This window comes from Epilithonimonas mollis (genome assembly GCF_900142325.1).
In the GTDB taxonomy this organism is placed as follows: Bacteria; Bacteroidota; Bacteroidia; order Flavobacteriales; family Weeksellaceae; genus Epilithonimonas; species Epilithonimonas mollis.
Genome location: NZ_FRAM01000004.1, coordinates 120,263 through 133,619, shown reverse-complemented (window position 1 = coordinate 133,619; position 13,357 = coordinate 120,263). Strand labels below are relative to the sequence as shown.

General features: G+C 36.4%; 10 protein-coding genes. 4 read left to right on the top strand and 6 right to left on the bottom strand.

Going from position 1 to position 13,357, the window contains the following annotated elements:
- Complete coding sequence (locus tag BUA97_RS14775) at positions 1–2,901, bottom strand: SusC/RagA family TonB-linked outer membrane protein (RefSeq protein ID WP_072999684.1); 2,901 nt, start codon at positions 2,899–2,901, stop codon at positions 1–3.
- 206 nt (positions 2,902–3,107) lie between these two features.
- Here BUA97_RS14775 and BUA97_RS14770 point away from each other — a divergent pair, with 206 nt between their 5' ends.
- Both BUA97_RS14770 and BUA97_RS14765 read left to right on the top strand, forming a co-directional pair.
- On the top strand, positions 3,108–4,280 hold the full coding sequence (locus tag BUA97_RS14770) for an MFS transporter (RefSeq protein WP_072999682.1): 1,173 nt from the start codon (positions 3,108–3,110) through the stop codon (positions 4,278–4,280).
- A gap of 5 nt (positions 4,281–4,285) precedes the next feature.
- Positions 4,286–5,050: an NUDIX hydrolase gene (locus tag BUA97_RS14765; protein ID WP_072999679.1), complete on the top strand. Its 765-nt coding sequence runs from the start codon at positions 4,286–4,288 to the stop codon at positions 5,048–5,050.
- Positions 5,051–5,110: 60 nt separating this feature from the next.
- Here BUA97_RS14765 and BUA97_RS14760 read toward each other — a convergent pair whose 3' ends face one another.
- The 4 genes from BUA97_RS14760 to polA form a co-directional block, all read right to left on the bottom strand.
- Positions 5,111–6,136 (bottom strand): M28 family metallopeptidase, encoded by a 1,026-nt coding sequence (locus BUA97_RS14760; RefSeq protein ID WP_072999678.1) that lies wholly within the window; start codon positions 6,134–6,136, stop codon positions 5,111–5,113.
- Between the two features lie 73 nt (positions 6,137–6,209).
- Entirely contained in the window at positions 6,210–6,560 is a 351-nt protein-coding gene (locus BUA97_RS14755; RefSeq protein WP_072999676.1) for a bleomycin resistance protein, read from the bottom strand.
- 31 nt (positions 6,561–6,591) lie between these two features.
- On the bottom strand, positions 6,592–6,861 hold the full coding sequence (locus BUA97_RS14750; RefSeq protein ID WP_072999673.1) for a YciI family protein: 270 nt from the start codon (positions 6,859–6,861) through the stop codon (positions 6,592–6,594).
- 38 nt (positions 6,862–6,899) lie between these two features.
- On the bottom strand, positions 6,900–9,743 hold the full coding sequence (gene polA, locus BUA97_RS14745; RefSeq protein WP_072999671.1) for a DNA polymerase I: 2,844 nt from the start codon (positions 9,741–9,743) through the stop codon (positions 6,900–6,902).
- Between the two features lie 134 nt (positions 9,744–9,877).
- Here polA and BUA97_RS14740 point away from each other — a divergent pair, with 134 nt between their 5' ends.
- Positions 9,878–10,456, top strand: coding sequence for a pyruvate decarboxylase (locus BUA97_RS14740; protein ID WP_072999669.1), 579 nt, complete (start codon positions 9,878–9,880; stop codon positions 10,454–10,456).
- A gap of 78 nt (positions 10,457–10,534) precedes the next feature.
- Positions 10,535–11,854 (top strand): magnesium transporter, encoded by a 1,320-nt coding sequence (mgtE, locus tag BUA97_RS14735; protein ID WP_072999667.1) that lies wholly within the window; start codon positions 10,535–10,537, stop codon positions 11,852–11,854.
- A 1-nt stretch (position 11,855) separates the two neighbouring features.
- On the opposite strand, the gene BUA97_RS14730 is transcribed toward mgtE, so the two are convergent.
- On the bottom strand, positions 11,856–13,307 hold the full coding sequence (locus tag BUA97_RS14730; protein WP_072999665.1) for a hypothetical protein: 1,452 nt from the start codon (positions 13,305–13,307) through the stop codon (positions 11,856–11,858).
- Positions 13,308–13,357 lie beyond the last annotated feature (50 nt).

Genomic DNA, 13,357 nt, shown 5'->3' with positions numbered 1-13,357 from the left:
TTAAAATTGAATGTTTGCACCAAATAAAAATGTTCTTGCCTGTGGATAATATGCTCTGTCTATTCCATACTCATTACCACCTGCAATTTCAGGATCGTATCCAGTGTATTTTGTGAATGTGAAAAGGTTTTCACCAGTAACAAAAATCCTGACTTTATTAGCTCCGAACTTTGTAGTAACATCCTTCGGAATTGTATACCCTAATGAAACTAATTTAATTCTCATATAATCTCCTTTCTGTAGATAATATTTTGACATTTTTGTGTAATTTCCATTCGGGTCATTACGAGTAAGTCTCGGATTATCATTGGTAGAACCTTCTCCTGTCCATCTATTAAGAATTGCCGTCTGATAATTAGCGTCCAGCATATCCAATCTTCTAAGTCCCTGAAGTAGCATATTGCCACCCTGTCCTTGTGCGAATACTATTAAATCAAAGTCTTTGTAATTCATATTTAACGTAAATCCATAGGTGAATTTAGGAAGAGAACTTCCAATATCTACCATATCATCTTGAGTTATTTTCCCATCTCCGTTATTATCTTGCCAAATGAAATCTCCTGGTTTTGCATTTGGAATTATCAAATCTCCATTACCATTTGTGTAGGAGTTGATTTGCTCTTGATTTTGGAATACGCCACTGTAAGTATAACCATAAAATGTCCCAACAGGTTTACCTACTTGCAATCTAGAAACAGGTCCCATTGAATGTAAACCAGCAAACTCTCTCCATTCTACATCATCTTCGAGACGTAAAACTTTATTTTTATTGGTAGAAAAATTACCATTGAACGAAAAACCGAAATCCTGCCAGTTTTTCTTGTAACCCAACTCGAACTCCATACCCTTATTTTCCATATCACCAATGTTAGCAAATGGATCGGTAGGTACACCAACATAACCAGGAATGGCTACTCGTCGAAGAATATCCTTAGTTTTCTTATAATAATAATCAAATCCTAGAGTAAAATCATTAAGAAAACGTATGTCTGCTCCGATATCACTCTGTGCAGTCTCCTCCCACTTAAGATTAGGGTTTCCTAATGTGTTTGGACTGTAACCAATGATTATAGTAGGATTAATCTCTCCATTTGGATAATTGCTTCCTGAGACAAGAGAACTTCTATACATAAAATCTTCAATTGCATCGTTACCTAAGACACCGTATCCACCACGGATTTTTAGAGTATTGATGATGTCATTATCTTTCCAGAAACCTTCCTTGTGAACATTCCATCCAGCTGAAAAAGATGGAAAATTACCCCAGTATTTTAAAAACTTGGATGATCCATCTCTTCTGAATGTACCTGTAAAAAGGTATTTGTCCTGATAGTCATAAATAAATCTTCCGAAATAAGAGGCTCTTCTTGTCTGTGGTGTATCCCAAGCACTAGCAGTAATACTCTTGGCATCAACTGAGTAAAAAGCCGCTTCGTACCAGTTTTCTACAGGTATATTACTATAAGTTACACTCTGACCTGAACCAATATTATATCTGTAAACTCCCTGTCCTAGCATAATATTAAAATTATGGTCACCTAGTCTCTTTTGGTAGGTTAAGGTATTTTCCATACTCCATTCAAATTTAGTCTGGGTTACTCTATTAAGGTTATTATTGACTAGATTACTGAGAGTTGGGCTTAAATAAAACTTAGGCGTAAATCCCTGGCTACCCCAATAAGATTTTTTTCCGTTTAATGTTGTTTTAAAAGTTAACCCTTCTGTAAGTTTAAGTTCTGCAAATACATTTCCAACAAAATCATCAGACCAACCATATCTACCTTGTTGTGTATAACGATATGCTAATGGATTAGACATTTCTTGATTCACCCAAGGCGATATCCCATAAGGATTTCCGTTTAGATCCCTAATTATATAGGCATTAGTATAATTAGCTGGATTAACTTGTGACCAGTCGGTCACCACAGCCGGTGTAGTAGGATCAAGGTTAATGGCTGAACTTAGTGGACCACCAAATGTTTCATTGACTCCAATACCTTGGCTTTTTTGATGTGTATATAAAAATGTTTGACCTATAGTTAGAATATCAAGCACTTTATGTGTGGAATTTAAACGTGCATTGATTCTTTTGTAATTTGATATGTCACCCATTACAATACCGGTTTGGTCGAAATAACCAAATGATGCATAATAAGTAGACTTATCATTTCCACCATTGATACTTACTTCGTGTGATTGTCTGTCTCCAGTATTGAATATTGTATCTTGCCAGTCCGTACCGATACCAAACATACTTGGATTTGTAAATCTAATGGGAGAATTATCGTTTGCAAATCCCTCATTAATTATTGTAGCATACTGCGTAGCATTTAGTAAATCTAATTTTCGTGCGGCTTGCGATGTTCCAAAACTTCCATTATAAGCTAAACTCAAAACACCTTTCTTTCCCTTCTTTGTTGTTACTAAAACAACACCTCTAGCAGCACTAACTCCATATATTGCAGATGATGCACCATCCTTTAAGACTTCGATACTTTCGATATCAGATTGATTTAGCCAACTAATTCCATCTACAATAATTCCGTCCACAACCCACATTGGATCATTACCACCAGCTCCAAAACTAGTAAGACCTCGGATTCTTACCGTAGCTCCAGAACCCGGCTGACCTGAATTAGTTACCACAGATACACCTGCAGCTCTACCTTGTAATACCTGCTCAGGTTTACCGGCCGGGATATCTTCAATATCAGATGCTTTGATACTGGCAATAGCCCCCGTCACATTGCTTTTCTTTTGAGTCCCATAACCGATAACGACAACTTCTTCTATCATTTTTTCTTTAGAAGTAGTATCATTTACCTGTTGCTGAGCTGAGTAGTTCGCTGTAAAGTAAAGTACAGCAGCTAACCCTAGACATTTTGAATACTTTAAGTTCATATTTTAATTAATTTTTGTTAATCTCATATTGAGACAATAAAAATATCCTTTTTTTTGATATATCAAAAAAAAAATAAAAAAAATTAAATTTTCCTCTGTTTATAATGTTTTTAGATAGGTTAAGATCAATGTAAACCATTATTTTTATTATATTTGGAATCCCAAAAACAGACCTCAATGTTAAAAATAAGTTAACAACTGGTAAAATGAATGCTAATAAATCTAAATTAACTCTACCCCTCATATTGAGCTTTTTGATTTTTTCAATGCTGCTTAACAGTATGGGTGTTATTATTCTTCAGTTATCAGAAAAAATATCATACAAAGGACTAGGGTTTTTGGAGTCTTTCAAAGACATTCCGATGGCGTTGGTTTCTCTGTTTTGTGTCAATCTTATCAGCAAAACGGGGAATAAAAATGCACTTACTTTTTCCCTTATTTTTATTATTATAAGTTGTTTTGCATTACCATTGGTCGATACGTTCTGGTTTTTTAAAATATGGCTCAGCATTATCGGTGTCAGCTTTGCGCTGGCAAAAATTGCCGTTTTCAGTATTATTAAAACTAATTTCCGGGATGGGCATCTTGCCAGTGTAATGAGCCGTGTGGAAGCATCATTCATGATAGGGATTTTCATTGTGAATATCGGTTTCGGAAGCCTGCTTTCCAGCGACTATGCTTCGTTGTGGAAATATGGATTCTGGCTGATCGCCATTCTCAGCATTATCACATTATTCATTTTGTGGCCTGTCAAAATTGATGAAATTACCTCCCAAAGTAAAAGTGTTTTTTCGGGAGGAACAAAATTCCTGCGTTCGCCAAAGATTATTTATTTTTTTATAATCATTTTTCTGATGGTTTTTGTAGAGCAGAGTTTCAACTCGTGGTTGCCCAGTTTTTACAAAAATAATTTGAAGGTCAATTCTTATTTCGCACTGCAGTCATCAGCTTTTCTGGCATTATTTTCTTTTTTTGGTAGGCTGATCACGAGTAAGCTCATTTTACATTTTCACTGGTTTAGATTTGTGACCATCTGTTTGATTTTTTTATTCCTGATATTAGGGATATCTCAGATACTGATCACCTATTTTTATGATAACGCCCGATTGGTACTTATCTTTCTGATACCGTTTACAGGTCTTTTTCTCTCACCACTCTATCCGCTTTATAATTCGGAAGTTCTCAATAAAATTCCTACGGAAAGAACTCATTTTTTTCTTTCGATAGTAGTGATCTGTTCATCGCTTGGCAGTTCAATGGGATCGCTTTATATGGCGATGATTTTTTATGAAAAGCTTAGTTATTTTTATCCGCTTTGCATTATTTTGCCATTATTAATTATATTTGGACTCACTTTTTTCTTAAATAAAAACTTCTAAAATCTATGACTGAAAACAAAAAAATAAAACATAGTTTAAAAGAATTAATCGATACAAAAGACTTTGTAGAACACGTTTCTGTGGACTGTGTGATTTTTGGATTTCATAAAGATACACTCAAAGTACTTTTGCTGAAATATCATGACCTCGATCTTTGGGCAGTTCCCGGTGGATTTATTTTCAATGACGAGAATCTGAATGATGCCGCTGCAAGAACACTTTACGAGAGAACACATCTTTCGGATGTCTTTCTGGAACAATTCTATACATTCGGCGATATCAAAAGAACCGAAAATAATGTCCATCAAAAATTACTGGAAAACAAAAACATCGAAGTGGATAAAACACACTGGATCTATCAGCGTTTTATCTCCGTTGGCTATTGTGCATTGATCGATTATACACTTACCTACACTTTTCCGGATTCGTTCAACGAGGTCTGTCAGTGGTTTGATGTCGATAAGCTTCCGGATATGGCATTCGACCATAAGGAAATGACTGAAAAAGGTTTGCTGTATCTCAGAAAAAATATTGATTATCAAGTGATGGGCAGCAATCTTCTTCCGGACAAATTCACGATGAAGGAACTGCAGCATCTTTATGAAGCTATTCTTGGTGAACCATTGAGAAGAAATAATTTCCAAAGAAAAATGCTCAGTCTCAATATTCTGGAAAGACTGGAAAAACACTATACAGGTTCAGCAAACAAAGCTCCATATCTTTATAAATTTCTGGAAAATCCCGAAATTAAGAATAACGATTTTTCCTAATAAAAAAGCAACTCAATTGAGTTGCTTTTTTTAGTTTTATAATTCCTGATTATTTTGAGATTATCTTGTATTTTTCCCGTCAACAATAATTCTTTCCGGTCTGTTAGCCAGTTCCCAGGCTGTAGAAAATATCAGCTTTGTACGTTTTGTCAGCAGTTCATAGTCAATTCTGTCCGGTGTATCGGTCGGTTTGTGATAATCTTCGTGGATACCATCAAAGAAAAATGCAACCGGAATATTATGTTTTGCAAAGTTATAATGGTCTGATCTGTAATATAATCTGTCCGGATCTTTTGGATCATCATATTTATAGTTAAGTTCCAGATTAACAGATGTTTTATTGGCGGCTTCATTGATTTTTTTCAATTCTGTGCTCAGCATTTCTGAGCCGATGACATAGACGTATTGTTTGCCTCTGTTTTCCGGATCATCGCGACCGATCATATCAATATTAAGATCCGCAACTGTATTAGCCAAAGGGAAAACCGGATGATCAGAATAATATTCTGACCCGAAAAGTCCATGTTCCTCGCCCGTTACATGAAGAAAAAGAATAGAACGTTTCGGACCGTAACCTTTTTTCTTAGCTTCCTGGAATGCTTCTGCGATTTCCATCACGGCAACTGTCCCGCTCCCATCATCATCCGCACCATTATAAACTTCACCATTTTTCATCCCGACATGGTCGTAATGGGCAGAAATCACGATGATTTCATTCGGTTTTTCTGAACCTTCTATAAAAGCCATGATATTTTCAGAATCCGGAAGAGTTTCGCCGTATTTTTTCATTGCATCTGAAGGAACTTTCTGATAATACGAGCCTAAAGCTGCCGGAAAACCGATCCCATTCTTTTTGTATTGTTCTATCATATATTCCCCGGCTTTTTTCTGTCCTGCACTTCCAGTGTCTCTTCCTTCCATTTTATCATCAGCAATAATATACAGATTCTCTTTCAGTTCAGAAGATGTGATGCTGTTGTAAGCTTCTTTGAAACCTTTTCCTTCATAAGAGAAATTTTTTGTGGAAGCACAGCTGTTCAGAAGCGCAACGCCCAACAGGAAGCCATATAGTTTTATGTTTTTCATAAATTAAATTTAATATTAAGTCGGGTTAATAAAATAATTGTTACAAGTCTTTTTCAGTTTTTATATCCTATTCCTAAATTTTCTCTCCGAAAGTGAGTAATGTGCCATTCGGATCGGTCAGGGAAAATTCTCTCATATTCCAGGGTTTTGTTTCGAGATTTCCGTTGGGATGAATTTTTATATCTTTAAACATGACATGCTCATAGAATTTATCAATATTACTTGATATTTTCAGATAAAGCATAAAATCGGATTTTTCCGGTACAAGTTCTTTAAATTCAAAGAAATGCAGTTCGGAATTATTATAAGTTGCGATCAGATAATGGTCATAATCTGCAACAAATTCGAATCCTAGATTCTTATAATAATCAATCGTTTTTTGCTTGTCTATAAAAGGTAGTTTCGGAATTATTTGTGAGATCATTATATATTTGATTTAGATGTTTTAAAATAGTTTAAGACAGCTCATCATTCCATTCTCTGATGGTTACTTTGGCAATAAGGCCTTCCTGTACAAAAGGATCGCCGTTTACAAAATCCTCGGCAGCTTGTTTATCGACAAAAATCGCCATTGCGCCTTCCCCAGGATTGGCAAATGCTCCGGTTCCCAAAACTTTTCCGGATTTCAGAAATTCTGCTTCAAAGGCTTCATGCCTTGGAAAAACAGCCATAAACTCGTCCATCGACTTTTCGGAGTTGTGTTCGTAAAATACTACTGCCTTCATAATTTTATATTTTAAATCTAAGTTATTCAATTATAATTTTAATGTGCTTCCAGCCAATTATTTCCTACTCCCACTTCAACTAACAAAGGAACTTTCGTAGGGAAAGCAGATTCCATTTCTTTTTTGATCAACGGTTTTACAGTGTCCAATTCATCCATAGGGACTTCGAAAAGCAATTCATCATGAACCTGCAAAAGCATTTTAGTTTCAAGCTTTTGTGCTTCCAATTCCTGATCGATTTTAATCATTGCGAGTTTGATAATATCGGCCGCACTTCCCTGGATTGGGGCATTCACAGCGTTTCTTTCGGCGTGAGCTTTGACTACGAAATTGCTGGAATTAATATCTTTCAAATGGCGCTTTCTACCGAGAATGGTTTCTACATAACCGAAATCCTGTGCTTTTTTGACTTGCTCTGCCATATATTCTTTAAGTCTTGGATAATTCTCATAATAAGAATCAATCATTTTCTTAGCTTCGGATCTGGAAAGTCCGGTTTGTTCTGCTAAAGCAAAAGCACCTTGTCCATAAATAATTCCAAAATTCACGGTTTTTGCCTGGCCTCTCTGGGTTTTTGTAACTTCTTCCAGAGGAATATTAAAAAGTTTAGCAGCCGTAGAAACGTGAATATCTTCGCCATTTTGGAAAGCTGCAATCATGTTTTGTTCGCCGGAAATTTCTGCAATCAATCGCAGTTCAATTTGAGAATAATCGGCAGAAATGATCTTTTTGCCTTCATCCGAAACAAAAGCACCTCTTATCTGTTGTCCTCTCAGCGTTCTGATCGGTATATTCTGAAGGTTTGGATTCACACTTGCCAAACGTCCGGTTGCGGCAACAGTCTGAGCAAAAGTTGTATGGACACGGTTGTCTTTTTTCTCGATCTGAGCCGGCAATGCATCTACATAAGTTGATTTCAGTTTTTGTAAAGTTCTGTATTCAAGAATCGAACTGATTATTTCATGTTTTGAAGATAATTTCTGAAGCACATCTTCCGACGTAGCATATTGTCCTGTTTTTGTTTTTTTGGCTTTTGGATCCAGCTTCATTTTGTCGAACAAAATCTCCCCCAGTTGTTTTGGCGAATTCATATTAAATTCTTCTCCGCACAGTTCGAAGATTTTTGATTCTAAAATCCTCAAATCATTTTCCAAATCAATACTTTCCTGAGCCAGCCACTTTTCATCGAGTTTTACACCGGTCAATTCTATTTTGGCAAGAACTTTCATCAATGGCATTTCGACATTATAGAATAATTCTTCCAGATTTTCTTTGGCTAACTGAGGCGCAAATAATTCATACAATTGAAACGTCACATCTGCATCTTCCGCCGCATAATCGGTCTGGGTCTGAACATCTACTTCCCGAAGTGTCAGTTGATTTTTTCCTTTTTTCCCGATCAGGGTTTCAATAGAAACTGGTTTATAATCCAGATACATTTCGGAAAGATAGTCCATTCCGTGACGTCCATCGGGATTGAGAAGATAATGCGCAATCATTGTGTCGAACAGTTTTCCATTAACGTCAATGTTATAATTTCGCAGAACTTTATAATCATATTTCAGATTATGGGCTATCTTCAGGACATTCTGATCTTCAAAAAACGGGCGAAAGATCTCAACCGTTTTCTGTGCTTCTTCCTGATTTTCAGAGATGGGAATATAATAAGCCAGGCCTTTTTTATAAGAAAAGCTCATCCCGATCAGTTCAGCTTCCAGCTCGTTCAGCGATGTTGTTTCCGTATCAAAACAAACTGCTTTCTGCTTCAGGAGATTATTTAGAAGGATTTTTTGCGATTTTGGATTGTCGATATATTGATAGAGATGATCGCTTTCCGTGATCGTAGATTTTGTGGTTGTTGCCTGTTCCAGCTGTTCGAATGTTGCAAACAAATCCATTGTCCCGTTTTTATGAATGGTTACGCTAGTATCCACAACTTCGGTTATTTTGATTTTGTCATCGTCACCTTCCATCAGCTCTTCAACATATTCCTTATTAGCAAAAGCACGATAAAGATTCTCATACAATCTTCGGAATTCCAGCTCATCAAAAACCTCCTTTACCTTTTCAAAATCAGGAACTTCCAGATCATATTGTTCTTCGATGAATTCAATAGGCGCATCACAAAGAATAGTTGCCAGCTTTTTGGATAATAATCCTCTTTCTGCACTGGCTTCCACTTTTTCCTTGAGTTTTCCTTTCAGTGTATGTGTATTGGCCAGAAGATTTTCCATGGAACCAAATTCCTGAATGAATTTTTTAGCCGTTTTCTCGCCAACGCCTTCCAGTCCCGGAATATTATCTACAGCATCGCCCATCATCCCGAGATAATCGATGATCTGTTTCGGATCATTGATTTCGTACTTGGCTTTGACTTCTTCGATACCAAGAATTTCGATATCGCCACCTTTTAATCCAGGCTTATAAATTTTAATTTTATCAGTAACCAGTTGCGCAAAGTCCTTGTCGGGTGTCACCATAAAAACATTATAATCTTGTTTTTCTGCTTTGCAGGCAATAGTTCCGATGACATCATCCGCTTCATAACCTTCTACTCCAAGAATCGGGATATGCATGGCCTCCAGAATCCGGTGTATGTAAGGAATAGCGATGAGGATAGGTTCTGGCGTTTCCAGCCGATTGGCTTTGTATTCTGTAAAATCCTGATGCCGGACATTGGTTCTGCCGACATCAAAAACCACCGCGAGATGTGTCGGCCGGTCTCTTTTGATTAGTTCTATCAAAGAATTTGTAAAGCCGAAAATGGCTGATGTATTGACGCCTTTTGTTGAGATTCTCGGATTTTTTATAAAGGCAAAATACCCACGGAAAATCATGGCATAGGCATCGATGAGATATAATCTTTTGTCTGTAGAAGTCATAAAAACAAAAGTAATAATTTGAACCGGTTATTATATATAAAGCTTTGATAAAAATGAAAAATGATTTTGTTAAAAAATCTTAAATTTTTGATACAATAATTGAAAAATGGTTGTATTTTTGCAAAACTAATACAATGAAAAAAACTCTATCCATTTATTTAGGTCTTTTATTTTCAATACTCCTGGTTTCATGTGCAAATTTTGGAGACAGCCTGCTTTACTTCAATAAGAATGCCAAAATCTCCAAAGTCAAAACGGTTCTTTACTTTAATCCTGAGGTTTTTCCTGATGTTTCTGAGATCAAGGAACCAACATACGCTGCCTTTTATACAGCAACATCCGATCAGATGAAATCCTTCGGAAATCTGAAATACCTGCAGGTTGACACACCTATTTTATTTGATGAAGTAGATATCAGAACTATAAAAGACATCTGCAGAAACAACAATGCAGATGTGGCCATTGTTCCGAAAGTGAAATATTTCAAAGTCGGATTCGGAAAGTATGTGTTTTCTAATCAGGTTATTGTGAGTATGAAAGTCTATAATGCTGATGGTGTTTTCGTGATGGAAACCGCTTATGATACCTATAAAGGCAATGGCAGATTATTAGGAAGTGCCGAAAACTCTGTAATTATCGGGACAAAAGGTGCCATCAGAAAAATCAGTAAAGAGCTGAAAAATCTACAGATTACAGGTAATCCAACCATCTGATTATTACATAATTTTAATACCCGTTTTCTCTGTAATTCCTAAGATTTTTAATACTTTTGCAAAGCAAAATCCGTAGAAATCGAGAAACAAGACATCATATTAAATGCTGCTGACGTTGCCGAAACGCTGAGCAAATTGCCGGCAGAAGAACGCATCCTGCAGTTTCTGAAACTTCCCAAATCTGAAAAGGCGGAAGTGTTTTCGCATCTTGACCCTGATTTCCAGGAAGATACTATCAGAAGTATTGCCAGCCACGAGGTTTCCGATATCCTGAACGAAATGTCTCCCGATGACAGGACACAGCTTTTTGAAGATTTTCCGGATGAATTGATCAAATATTCCATCAACCTTCTGAATCCCCAGGAGAGGCGTGTTGCTCTCAAACTTCTTGGCTATGATTCTGACTCTATTGCCCGTTTGATGACACCCTATTATGTCCAGATCAGAAAAGAATGGACGGTAAAAAGATGTTTTCAACAAATCAAAAAGGTTGGAAAAAAAGTAGAGACACTCAATTTTCTCTATGTTGTTGATGAACGAAACCGGCTGATAGATGATATTACGATCGGTTCCCTCCTGTTGGCAGATGAAGACCAGATGATCTCTGAGCTTTCTGACAATCATTTTGTAGCCATCACTACAACCACTTCTAAAGAAGATGCTGTTCCGTATTTTGAAAAATATGACCGGAGTGCTTTGCCAATTATCACAGAAAATGGCGTGTTAGTCGGTATCGTTACGATTGATGATATCCTTGACCAGATTGAACAGCAGAATACGGAGGACATCCAGAAGTTTGGAGGTCTTGAGGCTTTGGATGTTCCATATACCCAAACCTCTCTTATAGAGATGGTTAAAAAAAGAGGAATGTGGCTGATCATTTTATTTTTCTCAGAGATGCTGACCGCTTCTGCAATGGGTTATTTTGAAGATGAAATCCAGAAAGCAGTCGTGTTGGCATTGTTTGTTCCGCTGATTATTTCAAGTGGGGGAAATTCCGGATCACAGGCTGCAACTTTAATCATCCGTGCGATGGCACTTCAGGAAATAGGATTGAAAGACTGGTGGTATGTGATGCGAAAAGAGATATTTACCGGATTGTTTCTGGGAAGTATTCTTGGTATTATTGGTTTTTTAAGGATTATGGTGTGGCATGAAGCAGGATTTTTCAACTACGGAGAATACTGGCCATACGTAGGCTTAAGTGTCGGGATTTCTCTTGTAGCCATTGTACTTTGGGGAACTCTTTCAGGATCTATGGTTCCGTTTATTCTTAAAAAATTAAAACTCGATCCGGCAACTTCTTCAGCGCCTTTTGTTGCGACATTGGTTGATGTCACGGGACTGATTATTTATTTTTCTGTTGCGGGTTTATTCCTGACGGGAAAATTATTATAAATTACTTCTCACAATCACATTTCTTTCTTCTGTGACGTTTCATTTCATTATCCCAAAACGGATACAGCTTGATTGCCAAATAAAAATGAGCGGCATGAAGCTTCTTTTGTTTAAACAATAAGGGAAAAGCATTTTCACTACCCAGAATCAATGGCCCGATTCTGAAATAACCACCAAACTGAATATTCCTGTACTCCGAAAGATTTGTAGAAATCCCGTAACCAATGACGGCTTTCTGAACAGAATAATTAATATTCATACTGTTATTTCTTTTTAAAGAATTCTCTAAAACCGGAATACGCTGGATCCAGTTAAAATTAATGAAATGGTTTTCTTTTATTCTCCTGCTGTAATTAAAATAGAGGCTTGTCGGCAAACCGATTTTGAAACCATTGCTTGTAAATGACCTTTTCTCATCAGCGTAAGCTTCTTTACTCAATAATTTCAAATACTGTTCAGGACCTTCAATTTCCAGGTTTTCAAAATCCGGGTTATTTTGCAGCCATATCTTATTACCATTTACAAAATTATGATTAAGCCCTTGCTTAAAATTAACAAAACCCAAATCCAGAATATTAAAAGAAAATCTGGATTCATATTCATTTTCTCCGGGATTTTTGTCTACCATCGTCAGGCCCAGATCTGCGCCTAAACCCATTCCATTCTGTTTGTAATCATAACTTTTTTTTTCAGAATTATAATTGGTAATATAATTCACAGATACATTATAATCCGAGGCATAGATGTTTTTTTTATCAGGATTTGTACCCAAATCCGGCTCTGTAGCTGTAAGCGTGATATTTTGCTGACTGATTATGTGAGCGGCATCCAGACCCATTTCATATTTCAGATTCAAGCCGATAACCCATTGTTTATTAGAATAGTGAAAAATTGTGGTGGCTGCATTCAGTCCGATTTCATTCCAGTTCATGATAATCGAAGAGAAAGGTTTCATTTCATAATAATCAGGCTGCGAAATCATTTGATTTCCATATTTAAAATAATTATCCAGATCAAGAACCGAAGCCTGAGATCTTAATCGGGTGAATATTCCAAAGACGTATTTTTTTTCTCTGAAGTTGGTGATTATTGAAAAGGATGGTCCCATAATATCTGAAGAAAACAGAAAATTTACCTTATCCTTCTTATAAAAGTCAAACACGTTGGTTTGATTTTCTCCTGTAATTCCTTTCTTTGGGTTAGCGGTTTCTATCGTTGCATTTCGCAAGCCCATAATACTGCTCTGAGAAATATATGCATAATCATTCTGTAAAAATACATCAGGCGAAAACAGATTGATATCCCAAGGATTGGGGTTTAGAAAAGGTTCTGCCGGCGATAAAACTGCGGAATTAATTCCACTGTAAACGTCATTGGAAAAGCTAAAATTATTCTGAGCTGTAATGGTAATATTACAGATAATCAGGAATTCTATAAGAAATAATTTCAACATTTTACAACCGGGTAAACAATAAACTCATTTATACAGAAAATATTGTTGTA

Excerpts from the sequence above, each read along its gene's own strand:
- BUA97_RS14740 (WP_072999669.1), top strand. The coding sequence starts at position 9,878 with ATGAAAAAAACTCTATCCATTTATTTAGGTCTTTTATTTTCAATACTC.
- BUA97_RS14730 (WP_072999665.1), bottom strand. The coding sequence starts at position 13,307 with ATGTTGAAATTATTTCTTATAGAATTCCTGATTATCTGTAATATTACC.
- BUA97_RS14770 (WP_072999682.1), top strand. The coding sequence starts at position 3,108 with ATGAATGCTAATAAATCTAAATTAACTCTACCCCTCATATTGAGCTTT.
- BUA97_RS14775 (WP_072999684.1), bottom strand. The coding sequence starts at position 2,901 with ATGAACTTAAAGTATTCAAAATGTCTAGGGTTAGCTGCTGTACTTTAC.
- BUA97_RS14755 (WP_072999676.1), bottom strand. The coding sequence starts at position 6,560 with ATGATCTCACAAATAATTCCGAAACTACCTTTTATAGACAAGCAAAAA.
- BUA97_RS14760 (WP_072999678.1), bottom strand. The coding sequence starts at position 6,136 with ATGAAAAACATAAAACTATATGGCTTCCTGTTGGGCGTTGCGCTTCTG.
- polA (WP_072999671.1), bottom strand. The coding sequence starts at position 9,743 with ATGACTTCTACAGACAAAAGATTATATCTCATCGATGCCTATGCCATG.
- BUA97_RS14750 (WP_072999673.1), bottom strand. The coding sequence starts at position 6,861 with ATGAAGGCAGTAGTATTTTACGAACACAACTCCGAAAAGTCGATGGAC.
- BUA97_RS14765 (WP_072999679.1), top strand. The coding sequence starts at position 4,286 with ATGACTGAAAACAAAAAAATAAAACATAGTTTAAAAGAATTAATCGAT.